This window comes from Burkholderia sp. AU33803, from assembly GCF_002223095.1.
Taxonomy (GTDB): domain Bacteria; phylum Pseudomonadota; class Gammaproteobacteria; order Burkholderiales; family Burkholderiaceae; genus Burkholderia.
In genome coordinates, this window is record NZ_NKFJ01000006.1 from 1,144,938 (window position 1) to 1,164,550 (window position 19,613).

A 19,613-nucleotide genomic window follows, 5' to 3' on the forward strand; every position below is an offset into this window, starting at 1 on the left:
CGGCGTTCGGCGCTCAGTCGACGCGCGGGCCGCCGAACCCGCCGGGGACCGGCGTCGTCGGCGTCGCATCGATCTCGACGCGGTTCTTGCCTTCGTGCTTCGCGCGATAGAGCGCGCGGTCGGCGGCTTCGATCAGCAGCGTCGTCGGCAGGCCGGGCATCGGCACGATGGTCGCGCCGCCGATGCTGATCGTCACGGTGTTGCCGGTCGACGAATGCGCGTGCCGCAGCCGCAGCGCCTCGACCGCGAGGCGGATCTTCTCGCCGAGCAGCCGCGCGGCGCCCGGCGACGTGGCCGGCATCACGACCGCGAATTCCTCGCCGCCGAAACGCGCGGCGAGATCGCCCGACTGGCCGAGGCAGCGCTCGATGGTCGACGCGATCTGCTTGAGCACGCTGTCGCCCGACACGTGGCCGTACGTGTCGTTGTACAGCTTGAAGTTGTCGACGTCGATCATCAGCAGCGACAGCTCGCTGCGCTCGCGCGTGCCGCGCCGCCATTCCGCGGCGAGGTATTCGTCGAGATAGCGCCGGTTCGACAGCCCGGTCAGGCCGTCGGAATGCGTGAGGCGCCGCAGCTCGAGATTGGCTTCGAGCAACTGCTGCTGCGATTGCCGCAGCGCGCGGTAGGCCTCGTCGCGTTGCAGCAGGTTCATGTACGAGCGCGAGTGGTAGCGCACGCGTGCGACGAGCTCGATGCGGTCGGGCAGCTTCACGAGGTAGTCGTTCGCGCCGGCGGCGAACGCGGCGCTCTTGATCACGGGCTCTTCCTGCGTCGACAGCACGATGATCGGCACGTCGCGCGTCGCCGGATTCTCGCGGTACGCCCTCACGAGGCTCAGCCCGTCGGTGCCGGGCATCACGAGGTCCTGCAGGATCACGGTCGGCCGTGTCTCGATCGCGGTGGCCATCGCGTCGTCCGAACGCGGGCAGTAGTGGAAATCGATGCCGTCCTCGTCGACGAGCGCGCGCCGCACGGCTTCCGCGACGATCGTCTGGTCATCCACCAGCAGCACCATCGCCGGCACGTCGACGGGCGGCGTGTAGGGGCCGCCTGGCGGGCGAGTCAGGTCAATCGTCATGGTCGATGCGGGTTGTTGCGGTTGTTGCAGGGGCGGACATGGGTGTTGCGCGTGTTCATCGTCGGGCTCAGATTCTCGCGAGCGCCGCCAGCTCGCCCGCGATGCGCCCGAGCGGCAGGATCGCGCGTGCCGCGCCGAGCGTCGCGGCCGCTTTCGGCATGCCGTACACGGCGCTCGTCGCCTCGTCCTGGGCGATCGTATGGTAGCCCTTCATCCGCAGCGCCTTCAGGCCGATCGCGCCGTCGCGGCCCATCCCGGTGAGCAGCACGCCGATCACGCGGCCGGGCCAGTGCTCGGTCAGGCTGTTGAAGAACACGTCGACCGACGGGCGATACGGCGTGGCGGCCGGTTCGCGCGTGTATTCGAGCGTGCCGGCACGGGTGATGCGCAGATGGTCGTCGGTCGCGGCGAGCAGTGCGACGCCCGGCTGCGGACGGTCGCCTTCGCGCGCGACGCGCACGGCGAGCGGTGTCTGGCCGTCGAGCCATTGCGCCATGCCTTCGGCGAACGCGCGGTCGACGTGCTGGACGATCACGATCGGGGCGCTGAAATCGGCCGGCAGGCCGCCGAGGACCGACGCGAGCGCGCCGGGGCCGCCGGCCGAGGCGCCGATCGCGACCAGCGGGCCGCCGCCGGCGCGGGCGGCCGTGCCGGCGAGGCGCGTGCCGCCGGGCGCGTCGAGCAGGCGGCCGATCTGGTCGATCTTCGCGAGCAGCAGGCGGGTCGTGTCGCCGGCCGCGCCGTCGCCGAGCCGCGGCGTATCGACCGCGTCGAGCGCGCCGGCGCCCATCGCCTCGAACACGCGCCAGGCATTCGCGCCGATGCAGCTCGTCACGATCAGGATCGCGCACGGTCGTTCGGATCGCATGATCCGCCGCGTCGCTTCGATCCCGTCGAATTTCGGCATGATCAGGTCCATCAGCACGACGTCGGGCGGCTGCGCGGCGCACAGCTCGACGGCTTGCGCGCCGTCGGTCGCGACCCACAGCACGCGGTGCTCGGGCCGGCGCGCGATCGCGCGGCGCATCGCCTCGACGGCAAGCGGGAGGTCGTTGACGATGCCGATGTTCACAAGCGGAATTCTCCGGTCGGTTCGTAGTGTTGGAGGTGGGCCGGGTTCATGGAAGGGGCTGCCTGTTCGGCGCCGCCGGACGGCATCGGCGGCCGGACGGCACGACATTCTTTTCGGTTGGCGACGCCCGCATGCTGTCATGCGGCGCGGGCGGCGGCAATCGAAAAATTCGCGCATGGTGCCGTTTCAGTGCGTTTCCTCTATGACGGTGCGTGCCGGAAGGCCCGTGAAAGCCGGTCTCCGCTGGCAGGCGGACGGTACGCCGTGCGATCATGACGCGCCCTCCGCGACACGGAATCCGCCGAACGACATGAGCCTGAAGCCCCGTTTTCGAATGACCGTGCGTGCCCTCGCCGTGTGGTTGTGCATCGGGCCGCCGATGACGTTTGCCGAAGCGGCCGAACCCATTGCGTGGCCGTCGGGCTGGGAAGTGTCGCCAGGTCCCGCACCGACCACCCGCGCCGGCAAGACGCTGCCCGGTTCAAATGACGTCGCGGTGAAACGTGGCCCATCGGGCACGGCCGAGGCGGTGATTTCGCTGATGCGGATCGTCCGGACGGATCACGGCGCGGCCCGTCTCGATCACGAGTTCGACACGATGCAGCACACGATCGTCGACGGTTACCGCCATCGCGGCTGGACCGCGCAGTGCACGTCACCCGGGCAGATGGCGCTGGGCGGCCGTGCGGGACTCGCGACGACCTGCGACATGCATCGCGCGGATGGAACGGCGATCCGGCAGACGCTCGTCGCGACGATGAGCGAGACGACCGTGTACGGGCTGTCCTATACGGCGCCTGTCGACCGGTTCGACGCGAGCAAGCCGGAATTCGATACGATGCGCGCGCATTTGACGGTGCAATAGCGCGCGATCCCTCCAGGCGCGACGAAGCGCGCCGACGCGTTCATGACGGAACGCGACCGCGCCGGCAACCGGGCGGTCGCGAACCTGCCGAGGATCTTCACGCAGGCCGACTACCGGCCACTGCGCGCGGGTCGGTGGTTCGGCATGGGCGCCGGGACACCGGCCGCGTAGCGCTCGCGCCCGCCCGTCATCCGCTTCGACGGGCGAGGGCGGAAACCGGTCGCGCACCCGATGGGCGGCCGCGCGGTCAATGGCTGCGCGCGTACCCCTGGATCAGCGCGCGCATCATCCCCTCGACCGTCGCGTCGAGCAGGTCGGCTTCCTGCTCGGACTCCTCGACGAGCGCGGCATACGCGGTCGCGAGCGTCACGCGATCGACCTCATGGCGTTGCTCCATCAGCGTCACCATCCCGTCCTTCGCCAGATGAGCGGAGAACGCGCGGCTGCCGATGGTCTGGAATACGTCAATCATGGCGGCTCTCCCGTCCGTTGCCGATGCTTTCCAGTGTAGTCGGCGCACCGAGGCTCCGCCACGCGCGACGGCCCGCTGCACGCCGCCGGCCGGGGCGCTGACGCGCGTGCCACGACCGGCGCGCTCGCGCCTTCCGGCCATCCCCCGATTCCTCGGACGAAACCCCACCGACACATGGCCCAGGCACCGTGTTCGCACGCTTCAACGTTTACCCGAAGCAGTAAATTGTCGACTTTTTGTCGATAAAGTCTCGTGTTAGATTGCGCCGTCAGAGCCCGGTCCAAACCGGGCAGGCGGCGCAGGCCAAGGCGCCGCGCGTCCGATCCAAGGAGGAGCAATGCTGGTGCTGATTGGGGTGCCGATCGTCGTGATCGGTTTTGCGCTGCGCTTCAACGCGCTGCTGGTGGTCACGATCGCGGGGCTCGCGACGGGGCTGGCGGGCGGGCTGAATCTCGTCGATATCGTCAGCGCGTTCGGCAAGGCGTTCACCGAAAACCGCTACATGGGGCTCATCTGGCTGACGCTGCCGGTGATCGCGCTGCTCGAGCGCAACGGGCTCAAGGAGCAGGCGAAGCGGATGATCTCGCGCGTGCAGGCAGCCACTACGGGCCGCGTGCTGATGCTGTACTTCGTGCTGCGCCAGGCGACGGCCGCGCTCGGCCTCACGTCGCTCGGCGGCCATGCGCAGATGGTGCGGCCGCTGATCGCGCCGATGGCGGAGGCCGCCGCGGTCAACCGGCATGGCGAACTGCCCGAATCGGTGCGCCAGCAGATCCGCGCGCATGCATCGGGCGCCGACAACGTCGCCGTGTTCTTCGGCGAGGACATCTTCATCGCGATCCAGTCGATCCTGCTGATCAAGGGCTTTCTCGAACAGAACGGCATCTCGATCGAGCCGCTGCACCTGTCGGTGTGGGCGATCCCGACCGCGATCGCCGCACTGCTGATCCACTGCACGCGCCTCGCGTTGCTGGATCGCCGGCTCACGCGCGGTTTCGGCCTGGTGGGGCAGGAGGGCACGCGATGATCGGCCTCGAATCGCTGTACACGCTCGCGGGGCTGATGTTCGCCGCGTTCGCCTACTTCAACCTGACGGATCGCACGAACCCGCGCCGCGTCGTCAATTTCGCGTTCTGGGCGATCTACGCGGCCACGTTCCTGTTCGGCGCGCTGCTGCCGCATTTCGTGACGGGCTGCCTTGCGATCGCGCTCGCGGTGATCGCCGGTTCGGGCAAGCTCGGGCGCGGCAAGTCCGATGAAGCCGGGGAGGCCGCGGCCGTGCGGCGCGAGACGCTCGCGCAGCGTTTCGGCAACAAGTTGTTCCTGCCCGCGCTGCTGATTCCGGTCGTCACGCTGATCGGCACGTTCGCGCTGAAGCTCGTGCCGTTCGTCGAGCAGAAGAGCGTGACGCTGATCTCGCTCGTGCTCGGCACGCTCGTCGCGTTCGCCGTCGCGCTCGCGATGCTGCGCGATTCGCCCGTGCATGCGGTGAAGGAGGCACGCCACACGATGGACGCGGTCGGCTGGGCCGCGATCCTGCCGCAGATGCTCGCGGCGCTCGGCGCGCTGTTCGCGGTCGCGGGTGTCGGCGGCGTGGTGTCGGGGCTCGTCAGGGAGTGGGTGCCGATCGATTCGCCGCTCGCGGTGGTCGCGGCCTACACGGTCGGCATGGCGCTGTTCACGATGATCATGGGCAACGGCTTCGCCGCGTTCCCCGTGATGACGGCCGGCATCGGCCTGCCGCTGATCGTCCACCAGTTCCACGGCAACCCGGCGATCGTCGGCGCGATCGGGATGCTGAGCGGCTTCTGCGGTACGCTGATGACGCCGATGGCCGCGAACTTCAACATCGTGCCGGCGGCGCTGCTCGAACTGAAGGACAAGAATGGCGTGATCAAGGTGCAGTGGCCGACGGCCTTGCTGCTGCTCGCCGTGAACACGCTGCTGATGTACGCGTTCGCATTCCGCTTCTGACGAGATCCCCATGACCGACCGACTGACCCCCGAACTCGCCTCGAAATTCGCGTCGCTCGCGCTCGCGCACCTGACCCGCGAATATCCGAACAAGCTGACGCATGCGCTCGAAGGTCCGCACGACGTGCAGGGGCCGCGCGCGTTGCACCCGATCTTCTACGGCAGCTACGACTGGCACTCGTGCGTGCACGGCTACTGGCTCGTGCTGCGCGTGCTCGAACGCTATCCGGCATTGCCGGAGGCCGAACGCATCGTCGCGATCGTCGATGCGCACTTCACCGACGCGAACGTCGCCGGCGAGCGCACGTATCTCGCGCGGCCGCACAACGCCGGTTTCGAGCGGCCGTACGGCTGGGCGTGGCTGCTCGCGCTGTCGGCGCAACTGGAGCGGCTCGCGCTGAAGGGGGCGATGCCGCAGGCCGCGCGCTGGGCGAAGACGATGGCGCCGCTGACCGACCTGTTCGTGTCGCGCTTCGAGACCTTCCTGCCGAAAGCGACCTATCCGCTGCGCGTCGGCACGCACTTCAACACCGCGTTCGCGCTGGCGCTCACGCTCGACTTCGCGCGCGACACGCAGCGCGACGGGCTCGCGGCGCTGATCGTCGATACCGCGAAGCGCTGGCACCTGAACGATGTCGCATGCCAGGCGTGGGAACCGTCGGGCGACGAATTCCTGTCGCCCGCGCTGATGGAGGCGGAGCTGATGCGGCGCGTGCTGCCGGCTGCCGAATTCGACGGCTGGTTCGCGCGCTTCCTGCCCGATCTCGCGCGCGGCGAACCGGCGACGCTGTTCGAGCCGGCGACGGTCAGCGATCGCAGCGACGGGAAGATCGCACACCTCGACGGGCTGAACCTGAGCCGCGCGTGGTGCCAGCGCGCGCTCGCCGGCGCGCTGCCGGAAGATGATGCGCGGCGCGCGAAGCTGCTCGACGCGGCCGACCGGCATCTTGCGAGCGCACTCGCGCACGTGGCCGGCGACTACATGGGCGAGCACTGGCTCGCGACGTTCGCGTTGCTCGCGCTGGAGGCGTAGCGCGCGAAACCCCGCCGGCGGCAAGGTCTTCGGCACGCGGCTATACTCGCCGCTCGGGCCGTATCGCGCAGCATGCGTTGCGCGATGCGGCCATCTGTTTCCCTGCCGCCTCGCCATGGACAAGCTCATTTCCTACGTCGCCGCGATTCACGGACTCCCGGGCCCGGTGTCGATCGTGTCGCACACGACGTCGCACGATCGCTGGACCGACGACGATGTCGAAGTCATGCGCGACGAAACCGAATACCGCTTCGACAACGGCGCGATCGTGCGCCGCTCGGTCGAGCAGGATCGCGCGCCGTCCGACCTGCTGTGCGCGGAATGCTGGATCGACTACGACGTGCTGCGCCATCCCGATGCGCAACCGATCGGCCCGACGCGGATCACGTTCGACAACGCCTGCCGTGAGACTTTCTGGCTGCGTTACCACCTGGCTTGAAAATTCCAACGCTTTCGCGCATCACGGCAATCAACCCGGCGGCGCGCCCTCGGCCGCATGCAGCAGCGGCGCGAGCCGCGTCGCCGCTTCCCGCATTTTCGGCACGTTCTCCAGCAGGTCGTTGAGCGTCGCGCGCGCGGTCGGCGCATGCACGGCGAGCGCCGCGAGCACGCGGCCGCTTGCTGCCTCCTTCACCGGCACCGCCACCGCCACCATCCCGCGCACGAACTCCTCGTTGTCGATCCCGACGCCACGCGCGGCGAGCCGATCGAGCTCGGCCGCGAGCAACTGCGCATCGGTCAGCGTCCGGTAGGTCATCTTCTTCAGCGTGAGCCGCGCGAGCATCGCGTTGCGCTCCAGCGCATTCAGCTGCGACAGGAACAGCTTGCCGCTCGCCGTGCAATGCAGCGGCACGCGCATGCCGGGCCGCATCTCGAGCCGTAGCGGCTCGGTCGTCTCGACGCGTTCGACGTACAGCACCGTGTCGCCGTCGAGCGCGGTGAGGTTGCAGGTCTCGCCGAGCACGTCGACGAGCGAGCGCAGCACCGAGCGGCAGCCGCGCGTGAAGGTGTTGTTCGACAGTGCCGCGAGCGCGAACTGCGCGGCGCGCGGGCCGAGCGCGATGCCGCGATCGTGGCCGCGCGAGTCGGGCAGGTGGATCACGTAGCCGCGCGTTTCGAGCGATTCGATCAGGCGCAGCAGTGTCGCCTTCGGGATATGAAGCCGCGCGGCGAGCTGCGACAGCGTGTAGGGCTGGCCGGCCGACGCGAGTGCTTCGAGCACCGCGAGCGCGCGCAGGACGCGCGCGTCGTCGGCGGGCGCGCCATCGGGCGGCGCGGGGGCGGTTTCGCGCATGTGTCTCCTCCGCCGGGATCGGCGTGCGTCCCGGGATGGTGTGTGCGACGGAAATGAAACAAATTGAACGGTTTTTGTACCACATTCGCGGCGTGGACAATAAATCGGCTTGTACGCGTTCCGTGGGCTCAATAAATTTGGACGAAACATACCGGATTTTTCCAAAACCCCGGAACGGAGACACGAATGACACGCAGCTTCGACTATGTCGTGGTCGGCGCGGGATCGGCCGGTTGCGTCCTCGCCAACCGGCTGTCCGACGGCGGCCGCCATACGGTGTGCCTGCTGGAAGCGGGCCCCCCCGACCGCTACATGTGGATCCACGTGCCGATCGGGTACGGCAAGACGATGTTCCACCCCGTGTACAACTGGGGCTTCCACACCGATCCCGATCCGAACATGCACAACCGCCGCCTGTACTGGCCGCGCGGCCGCACGCTCGGCGGCTGCAGTTCGATCAACGGGCTGATCTACGTGCGCGGGCAGCAGCAGGATTACGACCACTGGGCCGCGCTCGGCAATCGCGGCTGGAGCTGGCGCGAGTGCCTGCCGTATTTCCGCAAGCTCGAACACAACACGCTCGGCGAAGGGCCGACGCGCGGCACCGGCGGCCCGCTGTGGGCGTCCGCGATCCGGCAGCGGCACGAACTCGTCGATGCGTTCGTGGCCGCGTCGAACCGGCTCGGCGTGCGCACGGTCGACGATTTCAATACGGGTGACCAGGAGGGCGTCGGCTATTACCAGCTCACCACGCGCAACGGGCTGCGCTGCTCGACGGCGGTGGCCTACCTGAAGCCCGCGCGCGGGCGGCCGAACCTGCACGTCGAAACCGATGCGCAGGCGCTGAAGGTGCTGTTCGACGGCGCGCAGGCGTCCGGCGTGCGGTACGTCCAGCATGGCAACGTGCACGAGGTGCGCGCGCTGCGCGAGGTGATTCTCGCGGCCGGCGCGCTGCAGTCGCCGCAACTGCTGCAGGTGTCGGGCGTCGGGCCGGCCGCGCTCTTGAGCCGGCACGGGATTCCGGTTGTCGCCGATCGCGCGGGCGTCGGCGAGAACCTGCAGGATCATCTGCAGATTCGTCTGATCTACGAAGTGACGAAGCCGATCACGACCAACGACGAACTGCATTCGTGGATCGGCCGCGCGAAGATGGGGCTGCAGTGGGCGCTGTTCCGCGGCGGCCCGCTCGCGATCGGCATCAACCAGGGCGGGTTGTTTTGCCGTGCGCTGCCGGACGAATCGGCGACGCCGGACATCCAGTTCCATTTCTCGACGCTGTCGGCCGATTCGGCGGGCGGCAGCGTGCATCCGTTCCCCGGCTGCACGTATTCGATCTGCCAGCTGCGGCCCGAATCGCGCGGCACCGTGCGCATCCGCACCGACGATGCGCGCGACGCGCCGTCGATCCAGCCGAACTATCTCGACACCGAGCGCGACCGCCGCACGACGGTGGCCGGCGTGCGCTTCGCGCGACGCGTCGCGGCCACCGAGCCGATGGCGCCGCTGATGAAGCGCGAGGTGCGGCCGGGCGCGGACGCGCAGACCGACGACGAACTGCTCGAGTTCTGCCGGGAATACGGGCAGACGATCTTCCATCCGTCCGGCACCGCGAAAATGGGCGTCGCGAGCGATGCGCTCGCTGTCGTCGACGAGCGGCTGCGCGTGTACGGCACGCGCGGGCTGCGCGTGGTCGACTGCTCGATCATGCCGACCCTCGTATCGGGCAACACCAACGTGCCGATCGTGATGGTCGCCGAGAAGGCGTCCGACATGATCCTCGAGGACGCGCGCGAGGCCGATCGCGGCCGCAGTGTCGCGCCGGCCGCCGAGGCGCTCGCGTAGCGCGTCGCCACGCATCACCCCGCGTGGCCCGTGCGCCTGCGCCCGGACGGCCGCCGCGCGTTCATCGATGCCCCCGCCGGTACGGCGCCGGGGCAGGTTGCGGCGCATCCTTACCTGGAGAAGCTCGCATGGCAATCGATTCCCGGGTCGTCCGACGCGTGGCCGCGGCCAGCGTGATCGGCGCGACCGTCGAGTGGTACGACTTTTTCCTGTACGGCGTGGTCGCCGGCATCGTGTTCGACAAGCAGTACTTTCCGGCCGGCGACGCGTTCGTGTCGACGATGCTCGCGTATGCGACGTTCGCGGTCGGCTTCGTCACGCGGCCGCTCGGCGGCTTGCTGTTCGGCCATCTCGGCGACCGCGTCGGGCGCAAGTCCGCGCTGATCCTGACGATGCTGATCATGGGCGTGTCGACGGCCGGCGTCGCGTTCCTGCCGACCTACGCGCAGATCGGCATGTGGGCGCCGGTGCTGTTGCTCACGCTGCGCGTGCTGCAGGGCATCGGCCTGGGCGGCGAGTGGGGCGGCGCGGTGCTAATGGCGTACGAGTACGCGCCGCCGCACCGGCGCGGGCTGTATGCGAGCCTGCCGCAGATCGGGCTCGCGATCGGGCTGTGCCTCGCGGCCGGCGTGGTCGCGGCGCTGTCGCGTGCGCTGCCGGACGCCGCGTTCCTCGCGTGGGGCTGGCGCGTCGCGTTCGCGGCGTCGCTGCTGCTGGTCGCGGTCGGCTTCTACATCCGCACGCGCGTGGCCGATACGCCCGAGTTCGTCGCGCTCAAGCGCCAGCGGCGCGCGACGAAGCTGCCGGTCGTCGAGCTGCTCGCCCACTATCGTCAGGCGATCCTGCTCGGGATGGGCGCGCGCTATATCGACGGTGTGTTCTTCAACGTGTTCGCGGTGTTCTCGATCGGCTACATGACGCGCAACCTGTCGATTTCGCGCGGCGACGCGCTGCTCGGCGTGATGAGCGCGGCGGTCGTGATGTGCGTGTTCATCCCGGTGTTCGGCGGGCTGTCGGACCGGCTCGGCCGTGCGCGCGTGTACCGGTGGGGCGCGACGCTGTGCGGGCTGTCGGTGCTGCCCGCGTTCTGGCTGTTGCAGACGCAGTCGACCCACCTGCTCGCCGTGTGGCTCGCGCTGGTGATCCCGTTCGGGATTTTCTACGCGATGGCGTACGGGCCGGAGGCCGCGCTGTTCGCGGAGCTGTTCGACGCGAACGTGCGTTACACGGGGATTTCGTTCGTCTACCAGGTGTCGGGCATCTTCGCGAGCGGCCTCACGCCGATCGTCGCGACCGCGCTGCTGCGCATGAACGGCGGGGCGCCGTGGCTCGTCGGGGTTTACGTGATGTTGTCTGCACTCCTGTCGATCGTGTCCGCACGGGCGATCGAGAAGCGCGGCGGCGTGGACGGCTTAGCGGTGCGCGCGATGTGACGGTGGAAGGGGCGGATAGGGCAGGGCGCGGCGTGGGGGCGTATCGGCGGCCCGGTCTTCCGGCGGCGTCGTGCCTGCGCCGCTGACCGACGCTGTCTGCCGGTCGCCCGCTGCCGCCCGCCGTTCGGTGCCCCGGTCGTCCGGCCGCGTCGTGCTCATGCTGCCGCGCCTTGCCGAGCGACTCCGTCTGCCGTCTGCCCGAGGTGGCCCGACGTTCAGCGTCCCGATCGCCCGGTGGCGTCGCGTCCACGCCGCCGATCCTTTGTGACCGACGCCGCGCACCTGTCGCCGGCTGTTACCAGCCGTTCGACGCCCCCACACGCTGGTCCAAGCGAATCCGGCCCACTGGCCCTACCTGCGACAAATCGGCCTGCCTACACTTTCCTCGACAGATCGCCGCATTGAAGCATCTGCACACGATCGACCCGAAGAGAACGATCAGGAGACAGGCATGACCAACAGGCAGTCGGCAGCATTCGCCCGTGCGGCGAGCGCGCGCCCCGCATCAGTCAGTCGAATCGCCTCGTGCGCCCGTTGCGGCGCGGCAGGCCAGCCCGTGTCGGAGGTCTGAGCATGTCGACCCCTTCCATCGAACGCACCGCGAGCGGCTTCGCCGGCGGCCGGCCGAGCGATACGCGTTACGACCCGACCTACGATCCGCTCGTGTCGCCGGGGCCCGGGTGCGGCAAGCAGTACGCGCCGACCTACTGGGTCGCAACCGCCGGCACCCCGCCGCCCGATGACGGCCCCGTGACGCGCGATCTCGATGTCGACGTCGCAATCATCGGCGCCGGCTACACGGGCCTCGCGACCGCGCTGTGCCTCGCGCGGGATCATGGCATCAAGGCCGTCGTGCTCGAAGCCAACCGCACGAGCTGGGGCTGCAGCAGCCGCAACGGCGGGCAGGGGCAGAACGCGTCGGGCCGGCTGTCGCGCTCGCAGTGGATCGAGCGCTGGGGCAAGGATGTCGCGCTGAAGATGCACGACGAGATCCTCGAAGGCTTCGAGCACTTCAAGTCGCTCGTCGCGGAAATCGACTGCGACCCGCAGCCGGGTGGCCATTTCCTGATCGCGCATCGCCCGCGCATCATGGCCAGGCTCGCGGCCGAGGCGAAGGTGTGGAAGGACGTGTTCGGCTATCCGTCCGAGCTACTGAGCGCCGAAACCTTCCGTCGCGAATTCATCAACGATCACGAAGCGGCCGGCGCGCTGCACGAGCCGAAAGGCATCGGCATCCACGCGCTGAAGCTCGCGTTCGGCTACCTGCGTCTCGCGCGCGAAGCCGGTGCGAAGGTGCATACGAGCAGCCCGGTGCTCGGCTTCGAGACGATCGATGGCGTGCACCACTTGCGTACGCCCGGCGGCGTCGTGCGGGCCCGCGCGGTGGGCATCGCGACCGGCGCGTACACCGCGCAGACGCTGCATCCGTCGCTGCGCAGCAAGGTGATGCCGATCCTGTCGAACTCGATGGTCACGCGCCCGCTCACCGACGCGGAGATCGACGCGTGCAATTTCCGCACGACGCAGGTGCTGACCGATACGCGCACGCTGCGTTTCTACTACCGTTTCCTGCCCGATCGCCGCTTGCAGATCGGCAGCCGCAGCGCGATCACCGGTGACGATGCGCCGAACCCGCGTCACTTCGAATTGCTGAAGGAAGGGATGGCGCGCAAGTTTCCCGCGCTGCGCGGCGTGGAGATCGACTACTCGTGGTGGGGCTGGGTCGACGTGAGTCACGACATGATGCCGCGCGTGTGCCAGCCCGACCCGCGGCAGTCGGTGTACTACGCGCTCGGCTACGGCGGCAACGGCGTGTCGTACTCGCAGCAGGCCGGCCGCCGGCTGGCCGAGCAGATTGCGGGGAAGGGCGCCCGCCAGACGCTGCCGATCTTCACGTCGCCGCTGCCTGGCCACCCGTTCGCGCCGTTCCGGCGCATCGGGCAACGGATGCTCTACCTGTCTTACTTCAGGAATGACGAAAAGCCCTGAACGCAGTGCCTATCGCCCGGCGTGACGTAACGCGTGCCGGGCGGTCGAACACAATAAAAGCAATAGAAATCCGTGCGGCCGGGGCGGCAGGCGCCCTTGCACGCGCCGTCGCCGGCGGCGCCCGCGCTCACTCGATGGTGGCGTGCGGGCGGCGTCCGGACAACTGGATATGGAGAAGACATGCAACCCTCGAATCAGAGTGACCTGAAGTGTGGACTCAAGCAGCGCCACATGACGATGATCGCGCTTGGCGGCGTGATCGGTGCCGGGCTGTTCGTCGGCAGCGGCGTGGTGATTCAGCAGACCGGGCCGGCCGCGATCCTGTCGTTCCTGATCACGGGCGGGCTCGTCGTGCTCGTGATGCGGATGCTCGGCGAGATGGCATGCGCGATGCCGGCCGTCGGTTCGTTCTACGAATACGCGCGGCTCGCGTTCGGCAACTGGCGCGGGCCCGGCAAGATGGCGGGCTTTCTGACCGGCTGGATGTACTGGTATTTCTGGGTGATCGTCGTCGCGCTCGAAGCGGTGGCGGGCGCGAAGCTGATCCAGTTCTGGCTGCCCGATACGCCCGCGTGGATCATCAGCCTCGCGCTGCTGGTCGTGCTGACGCTCACGAACCTGATCTCGGTCGGCAGCTACGGCGAGTTCGAGTTCTGGTTCTCGTCGATCAAGGTCGGCGCGATCATCGTGTTCCTGTTCCTCGGCGGCCTCTACGTGCTCGGCCTGTGGCCCGCGTCGATGCACACGACGTCCGTGCTGCCGACGCTGCTCGGCCACGGCGGCTTCATGCCGCTCGGCATCGGGCCGGTGATGAGCGGGGCGGTCGCGGCGACCGGCTTCTACTTCGGTGCCGAGATCGTCACGATCGCGGCGGCCGAGGCGAAGGAACCGGCGAAAGCGGTTGCGAAGGCCACCAATTCGGTGATCACGCGCGTGCTGGTGTTCTACGTCGGCTCGGTGGCGCTCGTCGTCGCACTGGTGCCGTGGAATTCGCATCAGATGGCCACGCCGTACGTGAGCGCGCTCGAAGTGATGGGCCTGCCGGCTGCCGCCAACGTGATGAACGCGATCGTGCTGACGGCCGTGCTGTCCGCGCTCAACTCGGGCCTCTATGCGGCGTCGCGGATGCTGTTCGCGCTGACCCGCCACGGCGACGCGCCGGCCGCGCTCGCGAAGGTCAACAAGCGCGGCGTGCCGGTGCGCGCGATCCTGCTCGGCACGGTGTTCGGCTACGTGTCGGTGGTGATGTCGTACGTGTCGCCCGATACCGTGTTCGCGTTCCTCGTCAATTCGTACGGCACCGTCGCGCTGTTCGTGTACGTGCTGATCGCGTTTTCGCAACTGCGCCTGCGCAAGCGTCTCGACCCGGTGGCCGCCAGCAAGCTGCGCGTCAAGATGTGGGCGTATCCGTACCTCACGTGGGTCGCGATCATCGGGATGGTCGGCATCCTCGTCGCGATGGCGTTCATCCCCGACCAGCGCAAGCCGCTGTGGCTCGGTGTCGCCAGCCTCGGCGTGCTGATCGTCGCGTACGGGCTCACGCGCCGCAGCCGCCGCGAGCCTCTCGACGACAGCGAACTGCTCGCCTATCCGCCGCGGTGATGCACGGTCATGCGCGGTAACGCCTGACCACGAAGGCCCGGCCCGCGTGCCGGGCCTTCGTGCATGCGGCTTCCGGCCCGAGCCGACGGATGGCCGGGGCAATTATCGGGGCAACTATCGGGCTGACCGATAGCACCGATCAGAGGATGCGACTTTATGTCGGCCGCGTGCCGGCATAGCATGGATGAACCGATTCACGGGTGCGCCCTGCTGGGCGCGCCCTCATCCGCGAATCCGCGAACGAGGACAGACGATGGAACATCGGGCACGCGAGCGGGACGAGCAGGCCGAGATCAAGACGACGACGTGCTACATGTGCGCGTGCCGCTGCGGCATCCGCGTGCACCTGCGCGACGGCGAGGTGCGCTATATCGACGGCAATCCCGCGCATCCGTTGAACCAGGGTGTCATCTGCGCGAAAGGCTCGTCCGGCATCATGAAGCAGTATTCACCCGCGCGGCTCACGCAGCCGCTGATGCGCAAGCCGGGCGCCGAGCGCGGCGACGCGCAGTTCGAGCCGGTGTCGTGGGAGGTCGCGTTCGACGTGCTCGAAAAGCGTCTCGCACACCTGCGCGCCACCGACCCGAAGCGCTTCGCGCTGTTCACCGGCCGCGACCAGATGCAGGCGCTCACCGGGCTGTTCGCGAAACAGTTCGGTACGCCGAACTATGCGGCGCATGGCGGGTTCTGCTCGGCGAACATGGCGGCCGGGATGATCTACACGATCGGCGGTTCGTTCTGGGAATTCGGCGGCCCCGATCTCGACAACGCGAAGCTGTTCTTCATGATCGGCACCGCGGAGGACCACCATTCGAATCCGCTGAAGATCGCGCTCGGCAAGTTCAAGCGCGCGGGCGGCCGTTTCATCGCGATCAATCCGGTGCGCACCGGCTACGCGGCGATCGCCGACGAATGGATTCCGATTCGCCCCGGCACCGACGGCGCGCTGTTCATGGCGCTGATGCACGAGCTGATCGCGCGCAACGCGTTCGACCTCGAATTCGTGTCGCGCTTCACGAACGCGGCGGAGCTGGTCGACCAGCGCGACGGCGCCGACACGTTCGGGCTGTTCGTGCGCGACGCCGGCGCGCCGGAGGTCAACGCGCTGTATCCGCAGAACCGGATGTGGTGGGACACGAAGACGAACCGCGCGGTGCTGCATCACACGGAAGGCGCGGCGCCCGCGCTCGACGGCCGCTATACGCTCGACGACGGCACGCCCGTCGCGCCGTCGTTCACGCTGCTGCGCGAACAAGTGGCCGAATGCACGCCCGAATGGGCGGCCGACATCACCGGCATCGCGGCCGACACGATCCGCCGCCTGGCGCGCGAGATGGAGACGGTCGCGCGCGACCACGCGATCGAACTGCCGGTGCGCTGGACCGATTCGTGGGGCAAGGAACACGAATCGGTGAAGGGCGTGCCGATCGCGTTCCATGCGATGCGCGGGCTCGCCGCGCATTCGAACGGCTTCCAGACGATCCGCGCGCTCGCCGTGCTGATGTCGCTGCTCGGCACGATCGACCGGCCGGGCGGCTTCCGGCACAAGGCGCCGTATCCGCGCGCGGTGCCGCCGTCGGCGAAACCGCCGAACGACCCGGCGCAGATCAAGCCGAACACGCCACTTGCCACCGGCCCGCTCGGCTGGCCCGCCGGCCCCGAGGATCTGTTCGTCCATCCGGACGGCACGCCCGCGCGGCTCGACAAGGCGTTCTCGTGGGAATACCCGCTCGCGGTGCACGGGCTCATGCATTCGGTGATCACCAATGCGTGGCGCGGCGATCCCTATCCGATCGACACGCTGCTGATCTTCATGGCCAACATGGCGTGGAATTCGTCGATGAACACGACGGAAGTGCGCAAGATGCTGGTCGACAAGCGCGACGACGGCGAATACCGGATCCCGTTCCTCGTCGTGTGCGATGCGTTCGCGTCGGAGATGACGGCGTTCGCCGACCTGATCCTGCCCGACACGACCTACCTCGAACGGCACGACGTGATGTCGGTGCTCGACCGGCCGATCTCCGAATTCGACGGTCCGGTCGACTCGGTGCGCGTGCCGGTCGTGCCGCCGACCGGGGAATGCAAGCCGTTCCAGGAAGTGCTGATCGAGCTTGCGAGCCGGCTGAAGTTTCCGGCCTTCACGACCGCGGACGGGCAGCGCAAGTATCGCGACTACCCGGATTTCGTCATCAACTTCCAGACCGCGCCTGATTCCGGCACCGGCTTCCTGATCGGCTGGCGCGGCAAGGACGGCGACAAGGCCGTCGTCGGCGAACCGAATCCCGACCAGTGGAAGCGCTACGCGGAGAACAACTGCGTGTATCACCACCGGTTGCCGGAGCCGCTGCAGTACATGCGCAACTGCAACGGCCCGTACATGCAATGGGCGGTCGACAACGGGATGCGCAAGTTCGGCGTGCCGATCGTGATCCAGCTCTACTCGGACGTGATGCAGAAATTCCGGCTCGCCGCGCAGGGCCGCACGTCGGGCCGCCAGCCGCCCGACCATCTGCGCGAGCGCATCGCGCGCTATTTCGATCCGCTGCCGTTCTGGCATCGCTCGCTCGAAAGCGGGCTGACCGATGCGGGCCGCTATCCGCTCGCGGCGATCACGCAGCGGCCGATGGCGATGTACCACTCGTGGGATTCGCAGAACGCGTGGCTGCGCCAGATCCACGGCGAGAACCACCTGTTCGTGAACCCGGTCACGGCCGCCGCGCAGCGGATCGACGACGGCGCATGGATCTACGTCGAATCGCCGTGGGGCAAGGTGCGCTGCCGCGCGCGCTACAGCGAGGCGGTCGAGCCCGGCACCGTATGGACCTGGAACGCAATCGGCAAGGCGGCCGGCGCGTGGAACCTCGGGCCGCAGGCGGGTGAGTCGCAGCGCGGCTTCCTGTTGAACCACGTGATCACCGACGAGCTGCCGGATGCGGCGCGCGGCGGTGCGCGGATGTCGAACTCCGATCCGATCACGGGGCAGGCCGGCTGGTACGACGTGCAGGTGCGGATCTATCCGGCCGAAGCCGATGCGACGACGACCTTGCCGCAGTTCGCGCCGATGCCGGCGCTGCCGGGCACGCCGCGCGTGCTGCAGCGCGTGCAGGCGTATTTCGCGGGAACCGGCGCATTCGCCGCGCGGTTGCGGCGCGCGGCGTCCGCCGGCCCGAAGTCTGAAGATCGCTGATCGAAGGAGCACCCCATGACCCAGATGGCCCTCGTCATCGACCTGAACGTGTGCGTCGGCTGCCATGCCTGCGTGACGAGCTGCAAGGAATGGAACACGTCGGGCGAAGCCGGCAGTCTCGCCGATATGCGCCCGTACGACGACGATCCGTCCGGCACGTTCTTCAACCGCGTGCAGACCTACGAAGCGGGCGTGTTCCCGATGACCGACACGATTCACTTCCCGAAGTCGTGCCTGCACTGCGAGGATCCGCCATGCGTGCCGGTATGCCCGACCGGCGCGAGCTACAAGCGCAAGTCGGACGGGATCGTGCTGGTCGACTACGACAAGTGCATCGGCTGCAAGTACTGCGCGTGGGCATGCCCGTACGGTGCGCGCGAGCTCGACGAAGGCCGCAAGGAGATGACGAAGTGCACGCTGTGCGCGGACCGCATCGACAACCAGGCGCTGCCCGAGCGTGACCGGAAGCCGGCCTGCGTGCTCGCGTGCCCGACGTCGGCGCGGCTGTTCGGCGACGTGCACGATCCGGAGTCGGACGTGTCGCGCGCGATCCGCGAACGCGGCGGCTATCAGCTGATGCCCGAATGGGGCACGCAGCCGTCGAACCACTACCTGCCGCGCGTGAAGACCGAAGCATCGTGCGGGTGCGGAAGTAGCGGCGGGTGCGGCAGCGCATCGAACGGCATCGGCGAAGACGATTCATTCGAGGCCCGCGCGACGCGCGGCGACATCGATCTCGTGTCGCTCGCGACGCAGCGCTGAACGCCAAGCCCTTCACTCATACGAAAAACCGGAGTCCCCATGCGCCCAGCCTTTTCGGTCGTTTTCCTCACCACCCTGTGCGGTGCGGCACAGGGTCTGCTGCTGACGCTCGTGATCGTCGAGGCACTGGCAAGCGCGGCAGGCGTCGATATTGCCGCGTCGTTCTACGTGACGGGTGCCGCGCTGTCGGTTGCGCTCGGCGCACTCGGCCTGCTGGCGTCGTTCTTTCATCTCGGCCACCCCGAGCGGGCCTGGCGCGCGATCGCGATGTGGCGCACGTCGTGGCTGTCACGCGAATGCATCGCGCTGCCGGTGTTTCTCGCATGTGCATTCGCGTATGGCGCGGCGCACCTGCTCGGCTGGCCCGGCACGTTGCTGATCGGCGCGGTGGGCGCGCTCGCGAGCGTCGCGCTGTTCGTATGCACCGCGATGATCTACGCGTGCCTGCGCTTCCTGCAGGAGTGGGCCAGCCCGCTGACGCTCGTGAACTTCGTGCTGCTCGGCTGCGCGTCGGGCTGTACGCTGGCGACGGCATGCGCCGCGTGGCTCGCGCCGGCGCTGGTCGGCCGGCTTGCGATGGCAGCCTGCGTGCTGACGCTCGCGGGCGGCGTGGCACGGCTCGCGTCGCTCGCGCGCAATGCGCGGCTGCGGCCGAAGTCGACCGTGCAGAGCGCGACCGGGATCCGAAGCGACAAGGTCGAGCAGAAATCGCGCGGCTTCACGGCCAGCGCGTTCAATACGCGGGAGTTCTTTCACGGGCAGGGCAACGGCACGCTGCACGCGGTGAAGGCCGGCTTCCTGATCGGTGCGTTCGCGGTGCCGTTCGTGCTGACCGGCGCGGGTGCGCTTGCGCTCTCGCCGACGTCGGTCGCGGCCGCCGTCGCGCTCGGCGCGGCATTCGTGATCCAGTATGCGGGGCTGGTCGCGGAACGCTGGTTCTTCTTCGCGGATGCGCGCCATCCGCAGAACATCTACTACCAGCGCGCGTCATGACGTTGCGCGTG

The 19,613-nt window shown here is 68.6% G+C and carries 17 protein-coding genes; 13 read left to right on the forward strand and 4 right to left on the reverse strand.

Annotated elements, in window-relative coordinates; all coding sequences use genetic code 11:
- Positions 1-13: 13 nt before the first annotated feature.
- Together CFB41_RS22450 and CFB41_RS22455 are read right to left on the reverse strand one after the other, a co-directional pair.
- Complete coding sequence (locus CFB41_RS22450; protein ID WP_089442865.1) at positions 14-1,081, reverse strand: diguanylate cyclase domain-containing protein; 1,068 nt, start codon at positions 1,079-1,081, stop codon at positions 14-16.
- Positions 1,082-1,148: 67 nt separating this feature from the next.
- Positions 1,149-2,153 carry a chemotaxis response regulator protein-glutamate methylesterase gene (locus tag CFB41_RS22455; RefSeq protein ID WP_089457911.1) on the reverse strand — a complete coding sequence of 335 codons (1,005 nt, stop codon included), beginning with the start codon at positions 2,151-2,153 and terminating at the stop codon, positions 1,149-1,151.
- A 334-nt stretch (positions 2,154-2,487) separates the two neighbouring features.
- Between CFB41_RS22455 and CFB41_RS22460 the strand changes: the two genes are divergently transcribed.
- On the forward strand, positions 2,488-3,018 hold the full coding sequence (locus CFB41_RS22460) for a DUF4946 domain-containing protein (protein WP_089457912.1): 531 nt from the start codon (positions 2,488-2,490) through the stop codon (positions 3,016-3,018).
- Between the two features lie 42 nt (positions 3,019-3,060).
- Positions 3,061-3,189, forward strand: a complete 129-nt coding sequence (locus CFB41_RS38720; RefSeq protein WP_256941129.1) for a hypothetical protein — start codon at positions 3,061-3,063, stop codon at positions 3,187-3,189.
- A gap of 76 nt (positions 3,190-3,265) precedes the next feature.
- Here CFB41_RS38720 and CFB41_RS22465 read toward each other — a convergent pair whose 3' ends face one another.
- Positions 3,266-3,490 (reverse strand): hypothetical protein, encoded by a 225-nt coding sequence (locus tag CFB41_RS22465; RefSeq protein WP_039357299.1) that lies wholly within the window; start codon positions 3,488-3,490, stop codon positions 3,266-3,268.
- A gap of 337 nt (positions 3,491-3,827) precedes the next feature.
- On the opposite strand from CFB41_RS22465, the gene CFB41_RS22470 reads away from it, so the two are divergent.
- From CFB41_RS22470 to CFB41_RS22485, 4 genes are all read left to right on the forward strand, one after another.
- Positions 3,828-4,517 (forward strand): DUF969 domain-containing protein, encoded by a 690-nt coding sequence (locus CFB41_RS22470; RefSeq protein ID WP_089442862.1) that lies wholly within the window; start codon positions 3,828-3,830, stop codon positions 4,515-4,517.
- Positions 4,514-5,464 (forward strand): DUF979 domain-containing protein, encoded by a 951-nt coding sequence (locus tag CFB41_RS22475; protein WP_089457913.1) that lies wholly within the window; start codon positions 4,514-4,516, stop codon positions 5,462-5,464. Before CFB41_RS22470 ends, CFB41_RS22475 begins: the two co-directional genes overlap by 4 nt.
- Positions 5,465-5,474: 10 nt before the next feature.
- Entirely contained in the window at positions 5,475-6,497 is a 1,023-nt protein-coding gene (locus tag CFB41_RS22480) for a DUF2891 domain-containing protein (protein ID WP_089457914.1), read from the forward strand.
- Between the two features lie 115 nt (positions 6,498-6,612).
- Positions 6,613-6,936, forward strand: coding sequence for a hypothetical protein (locus tag CFB41_RS22485; RefSeq protein ID WP_089457915.1), 324 nt, complete (start codon positions 6,613-6,615; stop codon positions 6,934-6,936).
- A 30-nt stretch (positions 6,937-6,966) separates the two neighbouring features.
- Here CFB41_RS22485 and CFB41_RS22490 read toward each other — a convergent pair whose 3' ends face one another.
- Positions 6,967-7,791: an IclR family transcriptional regulator gene (locus CFB41_RS22490; RefSeq protein WP_089442858.1), complete on the reverse strand. Its 825-nt coding sequence runs from the start codon at positions 7,789-7,791 to the stop codon at positions 6,967-6,969.
- A gap of 186 nt (positions 7,792-7,977) precedes the next feature.
- Here CFB41_RS22490 and CFB41_RS22495 point away from each other — a divergent pair, with 186 nt between their 5' ends.
- From CFB41_RS22495 to CFB41_RS22535, 7 genes are all read left to right on the forward strand, one after another.
- Positions 7,978-9,633 (forward strand): GMC family oxidoreductase, encoded by a 1,656-nt coding sequence (locus tag CFB41_RS22495; protein WP_089457916.1) that lies wholly within the window; start codon positions 7,978-7,980, stop codon positions 9,631-9,633.
- 128 nt (positions 9,634-9,761) lie between these two features.
- Positions 9,762-11,066 (forward strand): MFS transporter, encoded by a 1,305-nt coding sequence (locus CFB41_RS22500; protein WP_089457917.1) that lies wholly within the window; start codon positions 9,762-9,764, stop codon positions 11,064-11,066.
- Between the two features lie 573 nt (positions 11,067-11,639).
- Positions 11,640-13,055 carry an FAD-binding oxidoreductase gene (locus CFB41_RS22510; protein ID WP_089457919.1) on the forward strand — a complete coding sequence of 472 codons (1,416 nt, stop codon included), beginning with the start codon at positions 11,640-11,642 and terminating at the stop codon, positions 13,053-13,055.
- A 180-nt stretch (positions 13,056-13,235) separates the two neighbouring features.
- A complete protein-coding gene (locus CFB41_RS22520; RefSeq protein WP_089457920.1) occupies positions 13,236-14,657 on the forward strand; it encodes an amino acid permease in 1,422 nt (473 codons plus the stop codon).
- 253 nt (positions 14,658-14,910) lie between these two features.
- Positions 14,911-17,847 (forward strand): molybdopterin oxidoreductase family protein, encoded by a 2,937-nt coding sequence (locus CFB41_RS22525; protein ID WP_089457921.1) that lies wholly within the window; start codon positions 14,911-14,913, stop codon positions 17,845-17,847.
- A 15-nt stretch (positions 17,848-17,862) separates the two neighbouring features.
- Positions 17,863-18,609 (forward strand): 4Fe-4S dicluster domain-containing protein, encoded by a 747-nt coding sequence (locus CFB41_RS22530; protein WP_089457922.1) that lies wholly within the window; start codon positions 17,863-17,865, stop codon positions 18,607-18,609.
- 39 nt (positions 18,610-18,648) lie between these two features.
- The gene (locus CFB41_RS22535) at positions 18,649-19,602 is read left to right on the forward strand and encodes a DmsC/YnfH family molybdoenzyme membrane anchor subunit (RefSeq protein WP_089457923.1); all 954 of its coding nucleotides are present in this window, start codon (positions 18,649-18,651) and stop codon (positions 19,600-19,602) included.
- Positions 19,603-19,613: the final 11 nt, after the last annotated feature.